The sequence below is a fragment of the Paenibacillus sp. S-38 genome, from assembly GCF_049942825.1.
Classification (GTDB): domain Bacteria; phylum Bacillota; class Bacilli; order Paenibacillales; family NBRC-103111; genus Paenibacillus_G.
The window spans coordinates 2818368-2842492 of record NZ_CP187970.1 but is presented as its reverse complement, the minus strand read 5'-3'; the positions used below and the strand labels follow the sequence as shown (position 1 = coordinate 2842492).

Here is a 24125-nt window from a genome sequence, read left to right as displayed (position 1 = left end):
ATCATCTCCTTTTATCCTCCGGTCTGAACTACATCAGTACAAGCGCCTGCGATTTGCGGTGGCTCATATGCTCCATGAGGTAGGCGATGTAGACCTCGTCACGAACGAGCCAGGCGCCGTACTGCCGCTTGACATACCTCTCCGCTTCCTCGAACGACGGGAACGTACGGTTGAGCTCGTCCCCCTCCACATCGACAATCCAATCCTCATCCGAAGCGAAAACGAACATCTGCTGTTCTTTGCCGTTCTCGTACAGGGTGCCGAAGGAAGAATCCTTGACGTTGTATTCGTTCCTGAACGCATCCATGCGCAGCGGCTCCTTGGAGAAGGTCTCCGCGACGAAGATGCGGTATACGTCCTCCGTCATCGGGCAACCCGATGCCTTCGCGTGCCCTCCTCCTCCGAACTGTCCCGCTACGGCGGACACGTCAACATCGTCGTGAATGGTGCGGAAGCTGGCTTTTCGGCCGCTCATGTTCATGATCGCAATATAGTCCAGGTGCGGATACTCCTTGCCCAGCTCATTGCCGAGCTCGGAGTGGTAGGATTCCGCATGCACCACACCGACACAGTATCCCCCGACAAAAGTCTGCACGGTCTCCCGCTTCTTGCGGCGCACATACCGTCCGATCCGCTCTTCCTCCACATCCAGCATCTCGAGCTCCAGAGCACTGAAAGCGAACGGCTCCCCGGTCTTCAGCCGCTCGAGCATCCGTTCCTCGAACTCTTCCAGCGACAGCATGGAGAACAGATCGCTGAGCCGCTTCGCGTCCATACTGCCGGCCCTGTCCCACTCCCATGTATCGTACAGGCGGACAAGCTCGACGAAGTCCTCGAGACCCTGGCTCGGCTTCAGCAGCCGGCCTTTGAGCAGATAGTCGTAGAACAGCGAGGTGGCGGAAGCCAGCCGCCCGTCATCATACTCCACCTCCACGAGCGCCCAGGGGTGGCGGTTCAGGTGCTGGGAGGTTTTGTGGTGATCGATAAGCTTCACCTTCCCCCCGCTGCTCACAAAATCGCTGATCCGCTGCTCGTTGGCCTCATTGACGGCCAAGTCCGTAATGAAGAGGTGCTTCTTCTTCTTCTTGGTCCGCTCGAGGAACCGCTCTACCTGCGTGTTCAGTCCGCCGATGGAGTTGTAGCGGACCTCCACCTTGTCGCCGAACGCGCATTTGGCCAGAATGCCGCAGCCGAGCCCGTCGAGATCGTTATGGGTATAGAGATAGTACATGGCTTGGGGCTCCTCCCGCATAGGCATGTTAGGATTACGAGGGATAAAATTCCCTCCGGAGGATGGAATTATGCGCCAGAGACCGGGAAGCTGCAGGGACAGGTTCTGCAGCGAGGCTGGGAGGCCAAGCCCCGCGCTGTCCGGCGGCATGACAAAGAAGCCGCCGCACCGACGGCGCAGCGGCCCTTGTCTTCGAACAACCACGCTATCTGCCGGTCAGCCTGACATTCTTCATCAGCGCATCCCAAGCTTCGGAGGAGCCGTACCACTGGGTACCTTTGGCGATCCGGACGGCGTAAACGCCGTCCAGGTTCCACTCCTCCTCCTGCCATCCTGCTGCTTCCTCATGGTAATTCACGATGAGCAGAGAACAGCCGCGGGGAGCCGTCAGCTCATCGAGCGCTTTTTTGAGTGGCGCGGCTTCCTCCTTGCGGACCAGGCTGCGGATGAACAGAATCCGCTGCCCGCTGCGCACGGTCCGCAGAAAGCGGGCAATCCGGCGGTCGAGCTTCTTCCGGAAGTCCGGATAACCGTAGAGCGGATCCTGGCCCGGCTCCGTCGGCAGTGGGAAATCATGATAGGACCAGCATGTCGTCGCTCGGTCGCGCACAAGCGTCGTCACGCGGCTGGGCCGGCCCGGCTCGAGATTGTCCCTCCGCATGAACTGCGCAAACTCCGTCTGCAGCACCTTCGTCAGCTCGGGGGTATGGGAGAAATAGAACCAATCGAACGGATAGGCGTCCCGGCGGAGCTTCAGCCGTCTGAGCTGGAAGGCGGTCTGGCAGTTCGCTCCAAGAGAGATCACCACATCATAGCTTCGGGAGGCTGTACTCCAGCGCATGGATTTCACTCCTCTCTAGTGGACGCCGCTCGGGTGAATCCCGGGTTACACCACGCGGACAAATTGGATGGCGCGCAGCGGAATCACCGCTTCATCTCCGGGAGGGCCATAAATGACCGGAGTGATCTTGAGCGTAATCCGCGACCCGGTTACCGCCAGCAGTTCGCCGGTAAACAGCTCACCTGGCACCAGCACCTCGACTTCACTGCCGATGAAAGATGACAACATCTGCTTGAAGTTCATTACGATCTCTCCTCTCCTGGTTATTGAACGGCCACGATCTGCGACAGCGGAATCATGACGAGCTCGCCGGACGTTTCCCGGATCTGTACCGCGTCTACGCCTACCGTAATCACCACGCCCTGCAGCGACGCATCAGGCAGTGTAATGGAAACGGTGTCGCCCAGCTTCGACTCCAGGTACGCCCTAAGCTCAGGCTGCGGGAACAGTCCGGTCTCCAGCTGCTCCCGAAGTTCCGCGAGCTCGCTTGTCACCGCGATCCACTGCCCCTCAAGCTCAAGGAGCTCGCCGCGGAGCTGGTTCACTTCCTGCTTCAGGGCCAGCTGCGCATCCTCCAGGCGGCGGATCTCCCCGGCTGCAAGCTCGCGGAACGCTTCGAACTCTACCACAAGCCGGCGCACCCTCCTCTCGAGCTCCTTGCTTGGCTTCCAGCAAAAAAAACACATGGCAGCAAAACTCCCTTCTGCAACTGGGAATAAGTGGTACATCTCAGTGTATGAGAGATTGATAGAGTAGAGTGACGGCACCGCGCCAAAAAGGGCGGCTGCAGCATGCATCAGCCCTCTTCTCTTTACGCCTCCGGAGCTTGGTTCCGTCGGAGCGGCCGAATGCGCGCCTGCCGCTCCGACAGCTTTCTTTTGTCCGCATCTTGTAGGTCAGGTTCCGTTCTGCGAGACTTCCCGGCTCATAAAGACCGGATAAGGGCGTCCGCCTGGAGGGCCCGCTCCTCCCACCGGTTGCGGAACGCATACGCCCTCCGCTGCTCCTTCGCCCCGGGGGAGTCGGATTCACTCAGCAGCTTGTGAAGCTTCCAGCCGAAATCGTCATGCGACGTCGCTGTAACCACGTGCGGATGCATAGCGATGCATTCAGGCAGGGCCGTAGACAGCACCCTCGCCCCACCGGCGAGATATTCGTAAGCTTTGACCGGATTGGTGGCCAGCGTAATCGGATGGTAGCGGAACGGAATCATCGCCACGTCAAAATGCTGCAGGTAAGCAGGCAGCGCCTCATGCGGCTTCTCGCCCAGCACATGGACGTTCGGGAATTCCCCATAGGACGGCACATCACCATAGGCCGCACCGATGGACACAAACTGCACATGCGGGAACCACCGGGCCATGGTCATCACAAGCGGATGGTCCACCCAGTAAGCCCAGGCTCCAATGTACCCGACAAGGGGACCCTCGGGCAGATCCGCCGGACGGGGATATCGATCCCGAGCCAGGAACCGTTCATCCGCCGCATTGCGGATCAGTGTGATGCCCTTATCCGGGTAGGCCAGCTCCAGCCGCTGCCGGATGACTTCCGCACTGCAGACGACATGGTCTGCCGAGGCCACCATGGGCGCTTCGTACCTCGCCCACTGGGGAAACTCGTCGCAGCAGTCATAGACTACCCGGTTCGGCCGAAACAGGGGGATGCGTGTGCGCTGCTTGGCCCATGTCGTCCACACGATCACCTGCTCGCTCCGCCTCAGCTCCGGCAGCACCTGCCCGATCAACCTATGCGTATCGCTGAACAGGAACACGTTCGGCTCCACTTCCTCGAACTGTACCTTAAGGGGAGTGAGGTTCTCGAAGAAGACCCGGTGTCCCCTCCTTCCTAGATGAGTCATGAGCTGCTGCGGACGCTGCTTCATATAATTCCAGCTGAGCGTCTTCGGGTAGATGATGACAGCCACTGACACAACAACTCCTCTTTGTCCATATGCTTCAGTGTATGCGGTGCCCGCGCCACGGGTAGCCGTAAGAGCCCGCTCCCGGCAAAAATGGGTGCTTGCATCATCCGCCCTGCGATGATACCCTGAATTTGGAAAATTGCTTCATCATATATCCCCATTTCATAAGGTATTGGCGACCATGAGGGGCAGGGAGGCATGCTGATGAATAGCATTCATAAGGATGCGGGCAGGCACAAAGACGACGGCATAGTGACGGCCGTCAGCCGGAGTGAAGGACACACGTTCAGCAAGCGCAGCCTGGAAGAAATCCGGCTCGTGGCAGGGCTCGGCGTCGAGGGAGACGCACACCAGGGCGCTACCGTCAAGCACCGATCCCGTGTCGCGCAGGATCCGACCCAGCCGAACCTGCGGCAGGTGCATCTGATTCATGCGGAGCTTCATGATGAGCTTCGAGCCAAGGGCTTCCCCGTAGGGGCCGGCGAGATGGGAGAGAATGTCACCACGCGCGGCATCGATCTGCTGGGACTTCCCGCCGGCGCAGTTCTGCATATCGGGCTAGATGCGGTGATTGAGGTGACGGGCCTGCGCAATCCGTGCCCCCAGCTCGACCGGTTCATGCCGGGGCTGAAGGATCAAGTGCTGGAGCAGAAGCCGGACGGCAGCCTGGTCCGGAAGGCCGGGATCATGGCGGTTGTGCTGGCCGGCGGATTGATCCGTCCGGGGGACTCTATCGTCGTGAAGCTGCCTCCGCTGCCCCATCGGCCGCTGGACCGGGTGTAGGACGTTTTAGGCTGATACGCGCGGTCATTCGTGCTACCCGCGGCCCCCGGTGGGGGCCCTTGTCTTCTGCCCTGCCGCGGGGCGTCTGGTATGCCATATCATTTTTGCTATGCTGAATTCAAACCTTTGAATACGGGAGTCGGAGCATTGATGCCTAACATACTGATCGTGGACGATGAAGCGGATCTTCGAAAGCTGCTTACCGATTATTTTGAAATCAACGGGTATACCGTCATGACGGCCAGGGACAGCCGGGAGGCACTGCGGAAAGTGGAACAACAACCCGATCTCGTTTTGCTGGATATCAACATGCCTGAGCAGAACGGCCTTCAATTATGCGAGAAAATCCGAGACTTTGTCTCTTGCCCGATCTTATTTTTAACGGCTCGAATCGAAGATGCCGATAAAATAGCCGGATTTCGGGCTGGAGGCGATGACTATATCCTCAAGCCTTTCAGCATTCACGAGCTGGGGGCCAGGGTCGAAGCGCATTTGCGCAGGGAACAGCGAATCCAAACCAAATCCTCGGTGAGGTTTACCGATGATTTGGTCATTGACTATACGGCCCGGGAGCTCCACTACCGGGATCAGCGAATTCCTCTGGCCAAAAAAGAGTTCGACATTATCGAATTGCTGTCCACGCATCCCGGTATGGTGTTCGAAAAGGAACGCATGTACGAAAATATTTGGGGCCTGGAGGATGAAGGCGACAGCAGCGTGATCGCGGAGCATATCCGGCGAATTCGTTCCAAATTAAAGGATTACGGCTGCGATAACCGAATCGAGACCGTTTGGGGAGTAGGATACAAATGGCCAAGCTCATAAATGAGCTGCTGCTAAAGCGGTTTACCTTACTGCAATCTTTCATCCTATTATGCGTGGTCACGCTCATTGCCGTGCTGGCCATCATAACCATGGAGTTCGCCTTGGCGGAGAACCTGCGTCAGCGTTTCGGTGAAACGGATTGGATGCTGCCCTTCCTCGTCGCGGCGGTGCTGCTGACCGTGGCCGCTGGAATTGTCACCATGGCCGTTCTATTTTACAGATGGAAACTAAAACGTCCGCTGGAGCTATTAAAGCGGGCATCCGAAAACATTACGGCCAACGATCTAGGCTTCCGCCTCTTCTATGACAGCCGGGACGAGATGGGCGAGCTGATCACGGCATTTGAAAATATGCGCTCACAATTGGAAAAAAACATAAAGACGCTCTGGCGTTCGGTCGAGGAGCGCAAGCAGCTCAATGCGATTTTTGCCCATGACCTGAGAACGCCGCTGTCGGTGTTGAAAGGAAACGCCGAACTACTCGCCACCTATCTGCCCGAGAAGAAATTGTCGGAAGAAAAGGTGCTGGACCTGATCCATACCATGAACCTTCACATCATGCGTCTGGAGAGCTATGCGGAGGCCATGAATTCGATTCAGAAGCTGGAGGATGTCCCAGTGAATCGCCAGTCGATGGATGCGATCTCGTTGACGGCTTTGCTGAACGGCAGCGCCGAACAAATCACAAGGCAGTTCGGCAAACGCTTCGTCTCTTCCATGGAATATGATAATCCCGCAATACACGTGGATCCCTATATCGTCATGCGGATTTTCGAGAACATGGTGGCCAATGGGGGGCGATACGCAGCCAATCAAGTGAACATTGGCTATGACATTCAGGAAGGCTCTATGAAGATTACCGTCTCAGACGACGGGCCTGGTTTCTCGGACGAAGCCCTGCACAAGGCTGTGCTCCCTTTTTACCGTGGCGAGGTGTGGGATGCGACCGAACATCGCGGGCTGGGCCTTTACGTTTGCAAGGTGTTTAGTGAAAAACATGGAGGGAGCCTGCGGGTCGAAAACGGTCCTCACGGCGGCGGACGCGTGACGGCAAGTTTTGGGATCCAAGTTGATAAATAGTTGAAAATGATCTGATAGCATTTCCTTATCTTGAATTCAAGGAGTGCTATGATGCTAAAACTGAAAAAAAGAATGTGTATCGCAATCAGCTGCTTACTGTTGTTATGTTCCGTGTGGGGGAACCCCGTCTCCGCCAAGGAAGCTCGAGAAAGGACAGAAGTCCTGCGGGATATCGACGACTATATGAATCGGAACATGAAGGCCAATCACATCAAGGCTGCGTCACTGGCCATTGCCAATAGCGATGAGGTCTTCTACGCAAAAGGCTACGGAACATACACAGATGGCCAAAGCGTTACGGGCGATACCCCTTTTCCTATTGCTTCATTAAGCAAGTCCTTTACCGCATTGGCCGTTCTGCAGCTGGCGGACAACGGTCGGATTGACCTGGATGCGGCTTACGCTTCCTATTTTCCCGAACTTTCTCCCCGGGATCCCCGCGTTCATAACATCACGGTCCGTCATTTATTGAATCAGACCAGCGGTCTCAATGACAAAATCAATCCCGATATGACGAGGACTCCGCAATTCCAATCCCTGCATGAAGCGAATCGGTTATTAACCGACGTTCAAGTTGCCCATAACCCAGGAACAGCTTACAGCTATCATAATCCCAATTACGTGCTGCTGGCGAACCTCGTGGAAAGCGTCAGCGGAGAGCGCTTTTCAGATTACCTGAGCAGCCATATTTTTGAACCGCTGGGAATGAACCATACCTTCAGTGTCAGCACGACACAGCAATTCTACGCCAATGAAACTATTCCGCTAGGACATTACTTTAGTTTGGGACTTTCCGTTGGCCATTCGGAACCGCTGTGGTTCATTGAGGGCCCTGCCGGCATCGTTTCAACAGCGGAGGACATGTCCCTGTGGATGCTTTCCCAATATCACGGCCGCCTCCTTTCGCCTGCGCTGATGAAACAATATCATGCAGCCGGAACCATCGGTCCATACGGCATGGGCTGGCTTGCAGACCAAGACGAATCCGGCGGCCGAACGATCTCGCATAGCGGCATTTTCTGGACGTACAAGTCGGAAGAAAGGGTTTATTTGGACGAGCGGATGGGCATCGCGGTGATGTTTGATTCCGGTTTAAACGCTTTTGTGAACTACTCGGCTTTTATCGATGGAATCGCGGATATCATGAGGGGGGTGAAGCCTGAATCCTCTTTACTGAACGGCCGAAACATGGAGACGATCATGATTGCGCTGATCCTCGCTACGCTTGTTTGGGGCGTGTACGCCTATTTTCGCATCCGTAGGAGGAACAAACGCCTAACAATCAGCAAATTGATTCTCATAACGGTCGGAAGGCTGATCCCGATCCTAATTCTCTTGTCCCTCTCCCCATTGGTGACGTTTATCGGCGGAGGACGCGTGCTGCCTTGGTTCGGCATCTGGACTACCCTGTCGTCTCCAATGCTATGGCTTGCTGTATGGTCGCTTGTCAATGTCGTGCATTTGGCTGTCTATTATAACGTCTATATTCAGAATACAAAGAACGGCCGTTTGGGGGCCGACTGCCGGTAATGCTTGTGCCGCGGCGCTCATTATTGAAACATTTCGCCCTCTCTTTTCGTTTACTATTATGGAATTAATTGGTTTCCAAAATGATGGGAACGAAACGGAGTTTTTTTACATGAAGGTTCGCAATGCATGCAGGCCGCTGCTTCGGTGGTCTGCCGTCTTGTCTGCCGCAGCCGTGCTGGCAGTATCCACAGGGACACCCTCATCCGTCCAAGCGGCCTCCCGTGCCGAAGCGGCACAGCCCAAGATCGTCCAAGCCATAGCCGATACTTATCCCCTGGCGCTCGATGACCAAGGGAATGTGTGGGGCAAGGCCCTTCGGTCCATCTCGGTCAAAGACGGGTTTCATCGTTCGCTATTGATGAAGGGCAAAGGGTTGGACCGGGTAAGGAGCATAGCTTACGGAAAAGGAAATATAGTGGCTTTGAGGGAGGACGGAACGCTCTGGACTGTGGAAAAGGAAGACCCCGCCATTACAAAAGAGCTTTTCCACGTGTCTCTTGGTGATCAGGTACCCGGACTGCATGGAATCGAGAAGGTCATTCTCAATGGAGCACTCGGTCTGGCTGTGGACCAAGAGGGGAAGGTATGGACGTTTGAGTCGGTCTCGAGAAAGTACCGAAACAGTCCAGGGGATTCCTACTACTTGAAAGCCGAGCAGCTGAAAGGACTGGATTCCATTGAGGACTTGGCCTTCGGCACAACCGGCTTGTCCTTCTTACGTGAGGACGGAACCGTCTGGGTCATCGAATATCCCAAAAGTCAGTACGGCTTCACTTTGGATAAACATGCAATCCGCTCGACAGCCCCCAAGCCCATGAAAGAATTGAAAGATATTGTGAAGGTCGATACCGATACCGCCCTGACCAAAGACGGCACCGTCTGGGTGTGGGGGACCGGCGTGCTTGCGACCAAACAAAAAAACAGTATTGACACCGTGGTCTCCCCCTATCAGCTGCCCAGTTTATCGGAAGTAGCGGATTTCGATAACGGAGGCAAGCACGCCCTGTTCGTGAAGAAGGATGGTTCCGTCTGGGGGCTTGGCTATTTCATCCTAAAGATGGATGCCTTGGGCGGGAAACATCCGGAAGAATGGAAGGACCTCTCCCCGGTCGAGGGATTGTCGGATATCGTGTCCGTCTCCGTAAGCGACGATCCTGTCGGCGTCGGAGTCGATGCTGCCGTCAAGAAAGACGGCACCATGTCGATGTGGGGGATCACTGACAACCACACCTTTTACCCCAAGCCGCTTCAGGTCGACTTTAGAACAAATTAAACGCCCCAAAGCCTGCTCCTTTAACGGGGCAGGCTTATGTTGGTACTACGGCGTCGGCGTGGTGAATGAAAAGAACCCTTGGAAGAAACGCTTCCCCCATCCGGCATTAAGGAAACTTATACTTCTTGCTTATAAGAAGCCGAGGGCTTGCGAGCACGCGCCGCGAAGAGGCTGCCGATCTTTTGCATAGGCACGCCGAACAGGATAAGCAGCGCCGCGAACCCGTCAATCCAGGTCAGCCTCTCACCCAGCAGCAGGTAGATGAACAGCAGCGTCACAAAGGGCGTAAAGAACGTGAAGCTCGCTATCAGCGAAGCCGGCGAATAGGCAAGAGCCCGGAAATAAAGGAAAAAGCCGAGGACGATATTGCTCAGGCTCAGCCACAAGACGCCCAGGAAATCCGCTCGTCCGGGAACAATCCAGCTGGAATAGCCCAGCATAGTGACCGCAGATAACACCAGCGCCACAAGGGTGATCAGGAACGTACTGATCATGGTGTCCTTCGAGTTCTTTTTGACGAGATTGGTGAAGATTCCCCAGCTCACGGCGGCCAAGATGGCCAGCATATCGCCCTTGGCATTGGTGAAGCTGAGATTTGCGGGATCTCCCTTGGTCATCAGCAGCACCGTGCCGAGAAACCCCGTTCCCACCGAGACGAGCTTCGGCAGCGTTAATTTTTCTCTGTGCATGGGAACGGCGAACAGGACAATGAAGATCGGAAACAGGTAGTTGAGCATCGATGCCTCGACCGCCGGAATCAGCTCCAGGGACTTCAGATAAAAGAAGTCATAGAGAAACGTGAACAGCCCGCAGGCGAACAGCAGCCCATAGTCTGCGCCCTTCCACGACTTCAGCGCCCCCTTCAAGCGTACCTTGCAGAGCAGGACGGCCAAAAACAGGAGCGCTCCGAGTCCGTACATATAAAACATCACTTGGTAGCTGTCAAGCCGGTCCAAAAGCAGCTTGCTTACGGCCGACAAGGACCCCCACATGAGCAGCAGGATCGGCATGAGCACGTATGGATTTTTGGAAGCATCGAGCTTATCTTGGTGTTGGGTTTGCATAAGATCCTCTTTCTTTGATCATCTTTACATCCTACAATCACAATCTCGAAAACAGAATTTCAGAAGTCCCTTCAGCATGGCTGTCATCCATCATTTTGGTATAGCGATAACTCATTTACTCCCCACCTTACACCGGAATCTCGAATTCATCCATAAATCGTATCAGCACCTGCTTTAATTTCAAACATATAAGAGGGCCTGATCTCGTCGAGCCTCCGCCGAAGATTGTACTTGAATTTCTTCTCGATGAACGTGCGGATCTCTTCTTTGGAATGAAGCCGATCGGACTTACTCGCATGGCCGAACCGTTCCCGTAGCTTCTATACGGTTTGGCACCAGGAGTCTTGCTCCAGGCTTCGAATTGCTGCCCATACCCCACATCCGGATACCACTTGGCATACTGCCTCAGCTTCTCTGCATACAGCTTCCTGCCGGCGAAATAATCAAAGAGCTTATTCTTATGCTTCTCCCTGCTGAGCACAGCATCGGCGACAGCTGCGGTCAAGACCGTATCATCCGTATATCTCGTAAATCGATCATACAGTGGGAAGTCCGTGGATTTGACATTATGCCATTCGAACACCGAACCAATCACATCCCCTACAACAGCGCCTAACATTGTTCACCCCTGCCAATGGAAATCCTTTGATCTCTCTTACTCATATATCCTCGCGGCTAACAACAGATCTGCGATTGTCTGCCAAGTAGGATCAGAAGGGACTGCTTCACTGTCCGTCAGCCATGCTTCCATCGCTTCGAAGTGCCCGTCCAGCGTCCTATTCTCCCACCCCTCTGGCTGCTCTGACAAGTCTTTACGCAGTTCCACTAAGAATCGAATCAAATCCTCCTTCGACTGTACCTGCCTTCCGTTCTCGTGAAGGGGCATCCGATTCCTCTCCTTTCCTTCGCCTCATTCTTCCCTCCGCCATTCCATCAGCCAGCAGTCGCGGAGCGCCCCCTCGTGCCACTCGTGCGCAGGCAGCAGCTTCACCTTGCGGAAGCCGCTCTTCCCATAGCACGCCAGCGCCCGCTCATTCCAAGCCTGCGGATCCATAACCACCCGCTCGGCCCCGTGTTCCTCCGCCAGGAAACGTAGCATACCGCGCATCCATTGCTCTCCGACGCCCTGGTTCCAATAAGCGGGCTCCCCGATGAACTGGTCCATGCCGAAGCACCGTTCCCCCGCCTGCTCCTCTAACCCGTACTCCGCTCTCTCGTCGCCATCCACGGTATAATATTGAACATAACCGATCGGCTTCCCGCTGTGCTCCAGTATGCATTTGGCCGCCGGATCGTCTTGGTCATAAAAATCGGCCTGGATCATCTCCATCGTATACGGCCGGTCCCGGCCCTCATAATAGCGAAGAAGCTCCGGGTCGTTCAGCCAGCGTTGAAGCAGCGGAGCGTCTGTGTCCTGCAGCTGCCGTACGGTCAGCGGATTGCTACGGAATAGGATCGGAGTTTCCCCCCGTAAAGCATACTCCATCAGAAAAGCCCGGTCCTCCGGATACGTTAAGGGGAGCTCCCGGATCTCCTGCGCCGTCATCCACCGGATATCATAGATCAGCCCGTCCGGATCTTGGATCACGGGAGTCCCTCCCGTGATCTCCGCTTCATAGAATTTGACCAGGTAGGGATAGCCGCGGGAAACGCCTCTCTTCTCATGAAGATAGGCTCCGACCTGCACCCGGTACCCCGTCTCCTCCCATACTTCCCGGGCACAGCAGTCTTCGTAGGCTTCCTCCTCTTCAAGGCCGCCTGCGGGAACCGACCACTTCTTTTCTTCCTCGGGCCTCCCCTGCAAGATCATGAGCATTTGATGATTGTTATTGCGGATTACCGCCGCCGCACCTCTCCACATGCCGATTCCCGCTTTCCTGATTGATTTTATAGTAGGGAACGTCTGAAGGCCTGCCCAGTGTACCGGCCGGGCAGGCGGATGATCAAAGCTGCGATGGTTACTGCAGGTACTCCGCTTGGTGCACGAATCACCTTCGATAGGCTGAAGCCTGCCTGTCGACACTCCCTCTCACCTGGATCCCCATCTCCCACCTATTGTAGCACATTTCCAATTCCAATAGGCTCAGTCAACGTGGTTCAGACGATTTTTTGCCCAGCGTTGGTCACGGACGGCCCCTTCACATAGCTTTCGTTCACGCCTCTCTCCATTTTCAGCAGCAGGGAATAGGACAGCATCACAAATGCAAAGACCACGACGGACTTGATACTTGCCATGGGATTGCCGACCGCCATCTCGGACCAGAAGGCAGCAATGCAGTCAATCACCAGGCCGGCATACGCCCATTCTTTCAGCCTGTAATACTTGGGAACGAGCAGAACAAGGATACCGATGATTTTGGCCGTTCCGAGAAGAGTCAGGAAGTAGGCCGGGTAGCCTAGCCCCTGAGTCGTTTCCACGAACGTTTTGGGCGAATGGGCAATCTCATTGAAGGCGCTGATGGCGAATCCCAAGAGCGTGCAAAGCGTGATGATCCAGTAAGCGATTTTGATGTTTTTCATTTTGAACTCTCCCCGTCTCATTTATTGTTGTTCCTGTTGTTCATTGTAGCTGGAATGAGACGCGGGCAAAGCTGAATAAAGTCATGAATTCACAAAGAAAAAGGCAGAACATTTGATCGCTAAAGCATGATGAATCTCATGCTCTATGCCAAAAGTCATGCCTTTATCGGATGGATGCTTGATGACGGACTGAGAAGAGTGCAGCCTGTGTCCGGTCCCGCAGACCGAGTTTGGCTATGAGGTTCGAAACGTGGTTTTTCACTGTGCCTTCCGTGATGACAAGGCTGCCTGCGATCTCTTTATTATTCAATCCCTGCCCAAGCAAAGTGAGAATCTCTTTCTCACGTTCGGTCAGAACCTCAAGAACGGCAGGTTCGTTTGGGCTGAGCACATGCGGTTGATCCATGTTCCGTTCCGACATTTTATGAAGCTCCCCCAGCAGCACCGCCGTAATATCGGATTGAAGCACCGTTCCGCCGTTATAGACGGTTCGTATGCTGCTAACGATCGCCTCGGATGGCATATCCTTCAACAAGTAGCCATGGACACCTTGTTCCAGGACTTGCAGGATCAACTCCGCATCATCGAAGGTGGTCAGAATGAGGATCTTGGTCTCAGGCAGATGCTTTAAGATCAACCGGGTCCCTTCGATCCCATCCATTCCCGGCATTCGGATATCCATCAGCACCACGTCCGGCCGCCATTCGAGCGCTTTGGCATAGGCATCTCTCCCGTCCACCGCCGTTCCGACCACTTCCATACCCGGTTCTAGACCGATGAGGGCGGCCAGCCCCTCTCTCATGAGCCGCTGGTCATCTACGATCAGAATTTTCAAAGAACGACACGCTCTCTTTCCAAAGCAGAATAGGGAAATGCTCCCTCCACAGCAAAACCGTTGTTGCGATCCAGGTAGAATCTCACCTCTCCATTCCATTCCCTCGCTCTTTCCTGCAAACTGATGAGACCAAAGCCCGGTTTCAGTTCATCAGGTACCACGCCGTCATTGCGGATGCTCAGTGATAATCCGCCCTCCGAATAGGCTAATGTAACATTCACATGCTTGGCATGACCGTGCTTCTGCGCATTGGTAAGCGATTCCTGAACCATGCGATACACCGTTAACTGGAGATTGCCGGGCAGTGCAACGGGGATTCCCTTGAGTTCAACGTCGGTTTGTACTCCTGTGAATTTGGTAAATTCATCGCTCAGCTTTTGGAGGCTGTCATGCAGGGAGGTCGAGGACTTCGCAGGTTCATCCCGGATGGCCCTTACCGACAGCCGGATTTCCTGCAGGGACGCTCGGATTAAATCTTCACATTCCAGGTAGATCTGCTGACTGCGAGAGGGATCCGACCCGCCCAGCTTGCGGGCCAGCTGCATTTGAACCAATAATGCCGTTAACTTATGACCTACCGTATCGTGAATATCCCGTGCAATGCGCACTCGTTCCCTGGCAGCCGCCCACTCTTCCGTTTGGAGAGCATATTCCTGCAGCTGCTCATGAGACTGCATCAACTGGGCATACAGCTGCATCGCATTCTTGCGGGAGCGCCCATAATGCTGGATGACAGCGCTCACGATCCCCGAGAAGATAATGAACGAACAGGAAATAAAGTAGCCGGTTGTATCAAGCTGCTGATATAAATACCAATCCATACTTCCCATCGTTACTAGGTACACGGTAAGCAGCAAGACGCACGTCGTGACCAGCATTCGGGTGTTTGGGACCAGCATAAGAATCGCCAGGGCGGTAATTCCAATGAACAAATGATTGGGAAAATCTTCACTGATATACACATAGCCGTAAGCAGCGGATACCAGGAAATCGAGGAGGAGGATGTGAAGAAGCCCATTGTGCCGTTTCTTCTTTTGAAGATAGAACAAGTTGATCCCCAGGAACAGCAGCAGGGAAAACACAACAATGCCCAGTCTCCAGAATAGCGCAATCGAATGCTCAAAATAAAAAGCACCGGCTAACGCCAAATCCAAAATGAGCTTCAAGCCGAACAGAAGTCTCCATGAAAAGGGGCTCTTTCTTATGTACTCCATCGCCTTGATCATGCACTGGTTCACCTCGCTTTACCCCCATATTAGCACAGATCCTTACGGGCGTCGTGAAAAATGAACAGTAGGTGCACAAAGGCAGCCGATCATCCTGGTCGGCTGCCCTTCGATTTTGATTCGGGTAACTCGCTCCATCCTTGCCATTCTTGGTTGGCCTTGCTGGAGGGCGGCTGTTAAATTTTCTCCAGGATCACCAGCCGGTTGGTAATCTGGTTGTAGGCCAAGCGATAGGACTTTCCATTGATCAGCCCAAACTTGGATGCGTTGGCAGCGGTAAGCTGAAAGAAGAGATCGAACGATTCAACATTGCTTTTTCGGATGGCGAACGTCTTGCATAGGTTTCCGCGAACAACCGTTATCGTTTTTCGGGTACTGTAGATTCCAAAGTCATCTATAAAAGGACCGCCAAGCGTGATCGAGCCGCCATGCAGGTTATTCCTGTCGAGTTTAAATTCAGCATTACTCCGAGTGACAGGGGATCTGAACATTCTTATGATCTTTGTTTTTTCATTGAAGACAAGCAAATAACGTTGTTCCTCCTTAACGTTAAACAACCGGGCTGTGCTTGTACTTAAAGAGGCAAAGCTAAAGTCACATTCGGAGGCATCCCCTTTGACAACACGAACCCTCTTCTTAACCTTGCCACGTTGGAGGATAACCATGGACCCATTAGGAATTCTAAACAGATTCCCGCCGCCTCCCCCACCACATTCATTGATGAATAAAATATTGGAGTCTTGATTCCTGATGACATCGAAATCCAAAACGCCTCTTAAAATCATGCAAGCCCACCATCCCCTCGCCTCAGTACTACAACCTATGCGAAGAATAGCGGAACGTTTGTACACCTCCCCAATCCATGCGTTAAAAAGAGGCAGTTACATTGCGACGTGCTTATACAAGCAGTCAACGAAATAACATGCAATTTCATAAATCAAATGCTTCTTCTAGTGCGGCCGTATCCTCAAAGATTTGAAATAAACGGATCTTCCCTTGCTCTACTTCGCAAATGCTTGCCCAATCACTCTCGAACACTTTACCCGTTATGTTAACCTTAATGCGGAAATTCCCCCATGCACAGGCTGCTTCCTCATTACCGATGAGTTTATGTAGGACAAACCGTTCTATTTGTTCTGTTTCCTCTAACAGGTTTAAATATTTTCTCACGCCTTCTTTACCATAAAATGTGCCGTATAAAGGGATTTTATCGGAGGGCTCTTTTTTAAGAATAATAAATTTCGCTTCATCATGAACGAGTTCGATCACTTTATCCATCTGTTTGCTTCCTAATGCTTGAAAATAACTTGTCAGCACCTGTTGGGCACTTTGCATTTTCAATTACTCTCCTCTCAAAATAGGGCATAGGCTTCGCCATCCAATATTAGCATATTTCACCATTATTCTCTCCCTTGATGAGAAAATCGGCAGCCGATCGCTGACCGGATATTTTTTACTCGGTAAAAGGAGAATTTAAAACCCCATGTTCAAACCCCATTCGAAGCAGCGCAGAACTTAAATTATTTTGCTGTTGATTTCTAATCTTCAATTCCGCATCGTAATTTATTAGTTCAATCATAGCTTTCTTAAACCCCAGCCTCGGGTAAGACTCCAGTATTAGTTTCACAATCTCCTCCGATAAATCCCCTGCACGCAAGCCTAACACATCCATACCGGCTCCAAAATGTACTAAAGCGATTTCCGGCTGCTTCTCTCCTGCAACCTCGGATGTATGTAAAAGAATGGCCTCTCTCACCAAATCGATTTTCTCTGGAGAAATTCCATGACTTGCAAGAAATGTTTCAGCATGATCCGCTCCCTCATGTTCGAATGAATGCTTACGGCAAACATGTTCCGTCAATCCAATATCATGCAGCACCGCACCGAGAAAGAACAATTCTTGGTCATACGTAAGACCGTACTTTTTACCTAAGGCATCGCCAAATGCATAGGTGCGCATGCAGTGATTATAGAGAAATTCAGGTGAGATTTCGAGAACAAGTTGTGCTGCTTTATTAGCCAGCCTGCTATCTGGAATTGTAATTTGGTACATAGTGTCCCCTCCGTTTTGGAATCATTTTCCGGAACCGATCGGTCTCTAATAGAATAATGGATGTTGTTCATTTTAACAAGAGAAATATGATACATTTTAGATACCATCACTTACTGGGGGTTGTCATGAGAAAGGGAGAAGTAACGAAACAGCATATTATCAATAAATCCGCGGAACTATTTAATCAAAAAGGGTATGCAGGTTGTTCGATAAGTGAAATTATGGATGCAACAGGTTTAAAGAAAGGCGGAATTTATCGTTTTTTTAGCAGTAAAGATGAAATTGCGTTGGAATCCTTTGCCTATGCAGTAGAGATGGTTGGTGAGCATTTTACTCGTGCTATGGAGGGGAATAAGACAGCAATAGAAAAGATCATATCGCTCTTCGATGTCTATGCAGACGTTGTTCACCACCCTCCACTAAGAGGTGGATGTCCTCTATTGAACACGGCTGTTGAAAGTGATGATACGCACCCTTTCTTACGAGAACAAGCATTGGCAGCCATGAACGGTTTTCTAGCCACAATTCAAAGTATCTTATCAGAGGGGATTGAGAACAAAGAGCTGCGTCCGGATATTGATCGCACCTCTTTGGCATCCTTCATATTTGCAAATTTGGAGGGGAGTATCATGGCCAGCAAGTTAGAAGGGGATAACCAACATGTTGCTTTTGGTAAGGAGCATTTGTTTACTTACCTGCGAACCCTTCGAATCCAAAATTGATACCTTGGAGGATTATTATTCTGCCTCAATCAGAAACCTGTCGAAAGTAAGAATGGAGAGTGGCTATGATTGATGAGGTCAATGATCCGAGCCTCCCCAACGAAAGAGGTACAAACAAGATGCGGGCGATGGTCTATGATACCTATGGGATGCCGGAAGTCCTCCGAATAGAAGAGGTGGATATTCCTGTTCCGAAGGACCATGAAGTGTTGATCGAGGTGCATGCGGCCTCCGTTAATTCCTGGGATTGGGATCTCCTTCGCGGAAAACCGTTCTTAACCCGCCTGGGCGGGTTTCGTCGACCTCGCTACAGAATTCTTGGCGCGGACATCGCGGGGCGGGTCGTTGCGGTAGGAGTAACGGTTACACGATTTCGACCAGGGGATGAGGTTTTTGGGGACCTTTCCGGGAGTGGCTGGGGTGGATTTGCGGAGTATGTATGCGCCAGCGAGGAGGCATTGACCCCGAAGCCCGCCAGGCTGAACTTCCCGCAGGCGGCGGCAATCCCTCAAGCAGCCGTTCTAGCCTTGCAGGGCATGCGCATGAAAGGCGAGCTTCAAAAGGGTCAACGAGTTCTAATTAATGGAGCTGGCGGCGGAGTTGGGACGTTTGCAATCCAATTTGCCAAATTGCACGGGGCGGAAGTGACCGGTGTAGATAGCGCAGAGAAGCTGGATATGCTTCGTGCTATAGGGTCGGATTTCGTGTTGGATTATACGAAAGAGGACTTCACCAGAAGGGGACATAAATACGATTTGATCCTCGATGTCGTCGGGAACCGTTCTGTTTTCGCGGTGAAGCGTGCACTAATGCCAGGAGGCACGTATGTCATGATCGGCGGCCCCCTATCTCGGATTCTTCTGGCGTTGGTGGCGGCACCGTTGTACGCTCGGCTTAAAAGAATGAAATTGGCGGTGCTCGTCCATAAACCAAATCACAGGGATCAAATGGTTTGGAAGGAGCTTGTCGAATCAGGCCAAGTTCTTCCTGTTATTGAAAGTCAGTATCCGTTAAGCGAAGCGGCTGAGGCGCTTCGTCATATGGGAGAAGGTCATGCTAAGGGGAAAATTGTTATCCAAATGAAGCGTTAGTGAGCTGTCCTTTGCTGCCCCATATATGAGCAAAGGCTGTCGTTCTAACGAAGCTATTCATTTTTCCGTGAACATAATTAAAGCTCAAGCCTTTCGGCCTGAGCTTTAATCCATTAGATGACCCAGCCTGCCGCAAGAACGATGACCAGCAGAATGTAAAGGACCAGAATTGTTGCTGTGCTGGTAGAGAAGCCTTTTACGCAGCTCATGGTGTATCCTCCCTTCGCAACCGATACGATATTGTATGGATGTTTATGCAGGAGCGTATAGGCGATTTGGATAATTGGGTGGGGCTTTTTTTCTCCCCACCCTTACGCATCCGATTCTAAGAAAAAGACAAGTTAACCATAACGTTCATTGACAATAACCACATTTTGAATAACTATATAATTTCCAAGGTCAATGCATTCATTTAGGTGTCGGCGATTATTCCTCTTTAGATTCGACTGGATTCCCCAATGATGCTGGCTCATCGATTAGCTTGATTGGCGCATATGTAAGGTTGGAATCCGGATCTGAATTACGCCGGTTCCTCATTCGGGCCCTTTCCACATTGAATTAGTCCCAAACAATGACGGTATTAAAAAACTCAATGGATTTGATTTCTTTATCATTGATTATGGGGACAAAGGGTTTCACGATTGTTGTGTAATCACTAGTATAATCCGCTCGTACAAGCCCGTTGAAAACAGACGTCGTTTCCGATCTTCCATCTTTGTAATGGATAGTGATTGGATAACTGTCCACATGCTCGTTCAGCCCTTTTTCCTTACTGAGGCGACTGGCCTCTTCATAAATCTCTTTGATATGCGAACTTTCGAATTTTATTGTAACCGAAAGCGGAGAAATGGAAATCGATGATAGCGTGGCTGCATAGTTATATAATGACAGGCCCTGTTGGAACTGATGTGAAGTTGAGATATCCTTGTAATCCAGTATGAATTTGGTCTCCCATGAACCTGAAACTACAGTTTCGTATTCATCTGGATATACATCGGCCCCCTCCAAATCACTAAGCTGCAAAGTAACAGGACTTCCGGCGATGGCTCTAGCCGTCGCCATTGAAATACTCATCATCAAACTGATCTTATTATCGCTCGGATTCTCATCGTCCAACAAGATATAATCAAAACTCGCACTGTATGTCGAAGTTAAATTTAAGTAGGAATCAAATCGGTACCGTTTTGCATCCAGAACCGTACCTTCCACCGCTGTGAAGTCTATTAAAATATAAATCATGCTGCTGTCGCCGATGATTTGCTTCACTTCAAGTGTGCCCTTCTCGTCTACCGCCAGCTTATTAACGACATAAGCGCTTTTTTTCAATAACACCTCTTGCTCGCTATCCGCAGGTTTTAGGAAGTTCATCCATCTCATATCCAAAGCCGTATTGGCGCCTGAATAAACAGGCTCCGTCTCGATAGTACCTAAGTTCTCCTCAGTTGTATTCTCTACAATTCCGTGCTGTGAATGTATCGTGTCGGTATTCTTGGGAGATTCATGGAGCTCTACAGGGATCCGTTTAGTAAGGATGAAAAAACTAAGAGCTGCCATTCCGATTAGAAGGAAGCAGAACATTCCTCTCCACTTTTTCTTCATGGTTTCTCCTTTGTCTGCAGATGGACTGATTACACAAATTACCATAATAAGTAACGAAATCCACCAGCAATTTGTTGCATTGATGCAGGGAATGCCAAATAGTCCGAACAACCAGACGGCTGCTCACCTGTCAATTCAAGCTTCATAAAGACAAATAAACGAAGCTCCCCTATTCCTTTATGGAGAGCTTCGTTTATTTGTCGACTTATGAAAATCCCCGTTTACGGTTTTTCTAAGGCGATAGCGGTGAGCGGCGGGTTAAGTGAGTGTTTTGGTCATGATATAATCTATTTGTTCTTCATCCCCCATATAGAAAGTGTGGGCTCCTGTCTGAACAAACTCCATTTTTTTATAAAAGGCAATGGCATTCTCATTTTTTTCCCAAACCCCCAGCCAGATCTTCGCTTTATTCCGCTCCATCGAAAGGTCTATCGCTTTATTCAGTAGATATTTACCAAGCCCCTGTTTATGAAATGCTTTCCTTATATAAATCCTCTCGATCTCAAGCGAATCACTGCCCATGAATTCTGATTGGGCGTCATCGGTGTTTACCTTTAAATATCCGGCAATGTCTTCGTTCGAATAAATAAAATAGAATGCCGAAGAGGGATTGGATAACTCTTTTTCTAATTGGGTTAAGTTAAAGGCTCTTTCCAAGTAGGCTTTCATTTGTTCAGGAGAATTTTGATCCCTAAATGTCTCGTTAAATGTTTTAACACTAATTTCTTGGAGCAAGCCTAGATCCTCCATTGTGCACTTTTTTATCCCTATAGTCATTGGATTCATCCTCCATTACATCAATCAATAAATTCTCTTGTTTCCCTTTTTTACAAACTCCCAGTCTTTTTCCACATTTTTTCTGACTCTTTGCAGCAGGTCAAAAATGGTTTCTATTTCACTTTCGGAAAATCCAGAGAGTGCGACCGTATTGGAATAATCGTTTTCCCTTTTTATGAAAGGGTACACCGTCATCCCCTTCTCTGTAGGGAATAGCTTTTTGATTTTTTTGTTAATTTGATCCTCCTTCTTTTCGATGAATCCATTCATCTCAAGCTTCATTACAGCACGAGCGGCCGTTGTTCGGTCTACCTTTATCATTTCAGCTAACTTTTCTTGAATAATACCTGGATGTTCACATATTCGCACGAGGTACAAGTACTGTCCTTTGGTAAGATCATATGTTTTAAATTCGATATTACTTATTGAATCCAATGCCCTGGCAATCATTCCGACCTCACGTAGAACTTCCTTCATATCGACAACTCCGCTGCAATTGTATTTTCAAAAACGTGGTAAGAGAATAGTACATCATTTTTGTTGCAATTACAACAAAATATCTACAAGTATTTACGCACTAACTAGCCGTTAACGTAATGAAGGCCGCCAATCGTGCCGGCGGCCTCCATGTGTTATTGAGCAAATGTTTGCGCGGAAGCGCATTGAGGAAGATGGAGGAATAGAAGTTTACGCATCCGCGCAAGGCAAGCTGATCCGAAACAGGGTCGTATAATCCGGACTTGATACGAGCTCGATCGTACCATGGTGGAGCGTAATGATTTTTTTGCAAATCGCAAGGCCGAGTCCCGTGCTGTCCTTCCCGCTGCCTGCTGTACGGGTAAACTCATCGAACAAGCTGCCTCGTATCTGTTCATGCACGCCTACTCCGTTGTCCCCAATGCAGAGCTCCGCCTGATCGCCCTTTCTCCTGCAGGATATGTACAGCATGGTTCCCGCGGGATTATACTTCATCGCATTGCCGATCAGATTAGTAACCACCCGGTTCATATGCACTTTATCCAGATGAACGAAGAGCGGCCACTCCACAATCTCTGCTTCCAGTATGAACCCCTTGTCTTCCAAATCCGGATAGAATTCGGCAGCGAGCTCCTGAAACCACACAGCAATATTTACCTTTTCCCTATGCAGCTTCATTCTAGGGTCATCCAGCTTGGACAGCTCGAACAGATCTTGGATCAGATGGGCCATATAAGCGGACTTGTCGTGAATATACCGGATATAGTTAGCCTCCTGCTGTTCTTCGAGATCCCGGTTGTCCAGCAGCAGCTTGGAATAGCCGAATACGGAGGTCACCGGTGTCTTGAGATCGTGCGACAAGTGCAGCAGCAGGTTCAGTTTGTTGGTTTCCGCCGCATCGCGCTCGGCCGAGGTGCGCTGCAGGCGCTCCGCCATGCCGTTGAAGGCTTCCCGGATCTCCGCCAATTCCTGCTCGGCTGAGAAATCCAGCCGCTTGTTGTAATTGAGCCTTTCCATTTCGCGGATTCCTTCCACGATCTGCTGCAGCGGTTTCTTGACCTGCCGGACGGAGAAGCGGGTGTACACATAGATCGCGATGATTAGGAACATCAGGAACAATCCTGCAAAAATACCCAAGGCCAGCGAAATGTCCCACCAGGCTTCAGGCACCTTCCACAGCAGCACGAAGGACTCTCCCTTCGGGCCTGTGACCGGATAAGCATGGTAGAATATCGAATCCCCGTTCCGCAGAACATCCAGCTTCTCGAAAAGCTGCTCCTGGCTGTATCGGACAGTGCTGTCCTCTTTGACACCGTGAATGTCAATGACCTCTCCCGATTCGTTCACGAGCTCGACCCACCCGCCATACTTCCCGAGAAGTTGGCTGTTCACCCTCCCGGAAGCGGAATCGTAGATATCCTTGCTGCTGATCTGCGAATAATCCGGTGAAATATCGAACATATGGTCCATGAGCAGGTCGGCGGCGAAGAGGGAGGCGAAGAGCGTAACCAGCAGCAGACCGCTGATTGCCAAGTAGTTGCGAAAAAAAAGCCGCTTCAGCGGCCGCTTTTCGGACAGGTCAGCAGCCTTTTTCAAAACGGTAGCCGAGCCCCCTTATTGTGATCAGATAATCCGGCTTTCTTGGATTCGCCTCAATCTTTTCCCTGATTTTGCTGATGTACACCATAATCAAATTCTCATCCCCGATGTATTCTTCGCCCCACACCTGCTCGTAGATGTGTGCCTTGGTCATGACACGGCCCGCCCCCTTCATCAGCAGGGCGAGGATCTTGAATTCGTAGGAGGTTGTTTCCTCCTGGACACCTGCTTTGTAGAGCTTGCAGCCCTTCAAATCCAGCCTAATGTCCCCGATTTCAATATAATCCAGCTCCTGCTCCTCCGGATCCCGGTACGCTTCAATCCGGCGGAACAGCGCCTGCACCCTGCTTGCCACTTCAAGCGGATTGAAGGGCTTGCCGACATAATCGTCAGCGCCCAGCTGAAGTCCGTAAATTTTGTCCATATCATCGGATTTGGCGGATACAAACAGGAACGGAATATTCGAGGTGGAACGCATGGTTTTGAGCAGCTGGTACCCGTCCATCTCCGGCATCATGATATCTGCGATGACCAAATCGACCGCTTCGCGTTCAAACATTTCCATCGCTTCCGCCCCATTCGCCGCTTCCAGCGTCGTATAACCGAGATTCTTCAGATAGATGGTAAGCAGCTCCCGAATTTCCTTTTCATCGTCAATGATCAGGATGGTCTTCATCTT

General features: G+C 51.3%; 28 protein-coding genes. 7 read left to right on the top strand and 21 right to left on the bottom strand.

The features are described 5' to 3' along the window. Positions 1-28: 28 nt before the first annotated feature. The 5 genes from ACP26L_RS13045 to ACP26L_RS13025 form a co-directional block, all read right to left on the bottom strand. Positions 29-1231, bottom strand: coding sequence for a DHH family phosphoesterase (locus ACP26L_RS13045; RefSeq protein WP_426453035.1), 1203 nt, complete (start codon positions 1229-1231; stop codon positions 29-31). 205 nt (positions 1232-1436) lie between these two features. Next, on the bottom strand, positions 1437-2072 hold the full coding sequence (locus tag ACP26L_RS13040) for a DUF1796 family putative cysteine peptidase (RefSeq protein ID WP_426453033.1): 636 nt from the start codon (positions 2070-2072) through the stop codon (positions 1437-1439). A 45-nt stretch (positions 2073-2117) separates the two neighbouring features. Continuing rightward, entirely contained in the window at positions 2118-2315 is a 198-nt protein-coding gene (locus tag ACP26L_RS13035) for a hypothetical protein (RefSeq protein WP_426453032.1), read from the bottom strand. Between the two features lie 20 nt (positions 2316-2335). Further along, positions 2336-2701 carry a mechanosensitive ion channel domain-containing protein gene (locus ACP26L_RS13030; protein WP_426453030.1) on the bottom strand — a complete coding sequence of 122 codons (366 nt, stop codon included), beginning with the start codon at positions 2699-2701 and terminating at the stop codon, positions 2336-2338. A gap of 296 nt (positions 2702-2997) precedes the next feature. Continuing rightward, entirely contained in the window at positions 2998-3996 is a 999-nt protein-coding gene (locus tag ACP26L_RS13025; RefSeq protein WP_426453028.1) for a glycosyl transferase family 1, read from the bottom strand. A 201-nt stretch (positions 3997-4197) separates the two neighbouring features. Here ACP26L_RS13025 and ACP26L_RS13020 point away from each other — a divergent pair, with 201 nt between their 5' ends. From ACP26L_RS13020 to ACP26L_RS13000, 5 genes are all read left to right on the top strand, one after another. Beyond that, entirely contained in the window at positions 4198-4776 is a 579-nt protein-coding gene (locus ACP26L_RS13020; RefSeq protein WP_426453026.1) for an MOSC domain-containing protein, read from the top strand. Between the two features lie 150 nt (positions 4777-4926). After that, entirely contained in the window at positions 4927-5601 is a 675-nt protein-coding gene (locus tag ACP26L_RS13015) for a response regulator transcription factor (RefSeq protein WP_426453024.1), read from the top strand. Continuing rightward, entirely contained in the window at positions 5586-6680 is a 1095-nt protein-coding gene (locus tag ACP26L_RS13010; RefSeq protein ID WP_426453022.1) for a HAMP domain-containing sensor histidine kinase, read from the top strand. Before ACP26L_RS13015 ends, ACP26L_RS13010 begins: the two co-directional genes overlap by 16 nt. 51 nt (positions 6681-6731) lie before the next feature. After that, positions 6732-8210: a serine hydrolase domain-containing protein gene (locus tag ACP26L_RS13005; protein WP_426453020.1), complete on the top strand. Its 1479-nt coding sequence runs from the start codon at positions 6732-6734 to the stop codon at positions 8208-8210. Between the two features lie 109 nt (positions 8211-8319). Then, positions 8320-9483, top strand: a complete 1164-nt coding sequence (locus tag ACP26L_RS13000; RefSeq protein ID WP_426453018.1) for an RCC1 domain-containing protein — start codon at positions 8320-8322, stop codon at positions 9481-9483. 116 nt (positions 9484-9599) lie between these two features. On the opposite strand, the gene ACP26L_RS12995 is transcribed toward ACP26L_RS13000, so the two are convergent. From ACP26L_RS12995 to ACP26L_RS12950, 10 genes are all read right to left on the bottom strand, one after another. Next, the gene (locus ACP26L_RS12995; protein WP_426453016.1) at positions 9600-10547 is read right to left on the bottom strand and encodes a DMT family transporter; all 948 of its coding nucleotides are present in this window, start codon (positions 10545-10547) and stop codon (positions 9600-9602) included. Between the two features lie 127 nt (positions 10548-10674). Next, a complete protein-coding gene (locus tag ACP26L_RS12990; RefSeq protein ID WP_426453015.1) occupies positions 10675-11166 on the bottom strand; it encodes an ADP-ribosylglycohydrolase family protein in 492 nt (163 codons plus the stop codon). A gap of 36 nt (positions 11167-11202) precedes the next feature. After that, positions 11203-11433, bottom strand: coding sequence for a DUF7660 family protein (locus ACP26L_RS12985; RefSeq protein WP_426453013.1), 231 nt, complete (start codon positions 11431-11433; stop codon positions 11203-11205). 24 nt (positions 11434-11457) lie between these two features. Next, positions 11458-12408 carry a GNAT family N-acetyltransferase gene (locus ACP26L_RS12980; protein WP_426453011.1) on the bottom strand — a complete coding sequence of 317 codons (951 nt, stop codon included), beginning with the start codon at positions 12406-12408 and terminating at the stop codon, positions 11458-11460. A 236-nt stretch (positions 12409-12644) separates the two neighbouring features. Then, positions 12645-13067, bottom strand: coding sequence for a DoxX family protein (locus ACP26L_RS12975; protein ID WP_426453009.1), 423 nt, complete (start codon positions 13065-13067; stop codon positions 12645-12647). Positions 13068-13230: 163 nt separating this feature from the next. Further along, positions 13231-13902 carry a response regulator gene (locus ACP26L_RS12970; RefSeq protein WP_426453007.1) on the bottom strand — a complete coding sequence of 224 codons (672 nt, stop codon included), beginning with the start codon at positions 13900-13902 and terminating at the stop codon, positions 13231-13233. Next, complete coding sequence (locus tag ACP26L_RS12965; RefSeq protein WP_426453005.1) at positions 13899-15128, bottom strand: sensor histidine kinase; 1230 nt, start codon at positions 15126-15128, stop codon at positions 13899-13901. Before ACP26L_RS12965 ends, ACP26L_RS12970 begins: the two co-directional genes overlap by 4 nt. Positions 15129-15304: 176 nt before the next feature. Further along, positions 15305-15913 carry a hypothetical protein gene (locus ACP26L_RS12960; RefSeq protein ID WP_426453004.1) on the bottom strand — a complete coding sequence of 203 codons (609 nt, stop codon included), beginning with the start codon at positions 15911-15913 and terminating at the stop codon, positions 15305-15307. A gap of 145 nt (positions 15914-16058) precedes the next feature. Beyond that, positions 16059-16463: a nuclear transport factor 2 family protein gene (locus ACP26L_RS12955; RefSeq protein ID WP_426453002.1), complete on the bottom strand. Its 405-nt coding sequence runs from the start codon at positions 16461-16463 to the stop codon at positions 16059-16061. Positions 16464-16581: 118 nt separating this feature from the next. Beyond that, entirely contained in the window at positions 16582-17181 is a 600-nt protein-coding gene (locus ACP26L_RS12950) for an HD domain-containing protein (RefSeq protein WP_426453001.1), read from the bottom strand. A gap of 125 nt (positions 17182-17306) precedes the next feature. Between ACP26L_RS12950 and ACP26L_RS12945 the strand changes: the two genes are divergently transcribed. Together ACP26L_RS12945 and ACP26L_RS12940 are read left to right on the top strand one after the other, a co-directional pair. Further along, positions 17307-17903: a TetR/AcrR family transcriptional regulator gene (locus ACP26L_RS12945; RefSeq protein WP_426452999.1), complete on the top strand. Its 597-nt coding sequence runs from the start codon at positions 17307-17309 to the stop codon at positions 17901-17903. Between the two features lie 65 nt (positions 17904-17968). Further along, the gene (locus ACP26L_RS12940) at positions 17969-18994 is read left to right on the top strand and encodes an NAD(P)-dependent alcohol dehydrogenase (protein WP_426452997.1); all 1026 of its coding nucleotides are present in this window, start codon (positions 17969-17971) and stop codon (positions 18992-18994) included. Positions 18995-19107: 113 nt separating this feature from the next. On the opposite strand, the gene ACP26L_RS12935 is transcribed toward ACP26L_RS12940, so the two are convergent. From ACP26L_RS12935 to ACP26L_RS12910, 6 genes are all read right to left on the bottom strand, one after another. Continuing rightward, a complete protein-coding gene (locus ACP26L_RS12935) occupies positions 19108-19203 on the bottom strand; it encodes a YjcZ family sporulation protein (protein ID WP_426452996.1) in 96 nt (31 codons plus the stop codon). Between the two features lie 349 nt (positions 19204-19552). Beyond that, positions 19553-20593 carry a hypothetical protein gene (locus ACP26L_RS12930; RefSeq protein WP_426452994.1) on the bottom strand — a complete coding sequence of 347 codons (1041 nt, stop codon included), beginning with the start codon at positions 20591-20593 and terminating at the stop codon, positions 19553-19555. A gap of 258 nt (positions 20594-20851) precedes the next feature. Next, positions 20852-21370, bottom strand: coding sequence for a GNAT family N-acetyltransferase (locus tag ACP26L_RS12925; RefSeq protein ID WP_426452993.1), 519 nt, complete (start codon positions 21368-21370; stop codon positions 20852-20854). A gap of 24 nt (positions 21371-21394) precedes the next feature. Continuing rightward, entirely contained in the window at positions 21395-21847 is a 453-nt protein-coding gene (locus ACP26L_RS12920; protein ID WP_426452992.1) for a MarR family winged helix-turn-helix transcriptional regulator, read from the bottom strand. 210 nt (positions 21848-22057) lie between these two features. After that, positions 22058-23443, bottom strand: a complete 1386-nt coding sequence (locus tag ACP26L_RS12915) for a HAMP domain-containing sensor histidine kinase (protein ID WP_426452991.1) — start codon at positions 23441-23443, stop codon at positions 22058-22060. Continuing rightward, positions 23427-24122 carry a response regulator transcription factor gene (locus ACP26L_RS12910; protein ID WP_426452989.1) on the bottom strand — a complete coding sequence of 232 codons (696 nt, stop codon included), beginning with the start codon at positions 24120-24122 and terminating at the stop codon, positions 23427-23429. The genes ACP26L_RS12915 and ACP26L_RS12910 overlap by 17 nt, the downstream gene beginning before the upstream one ends. Between the last annotated feature and the right edge of the window lie 3 nt (positions 24123-24125).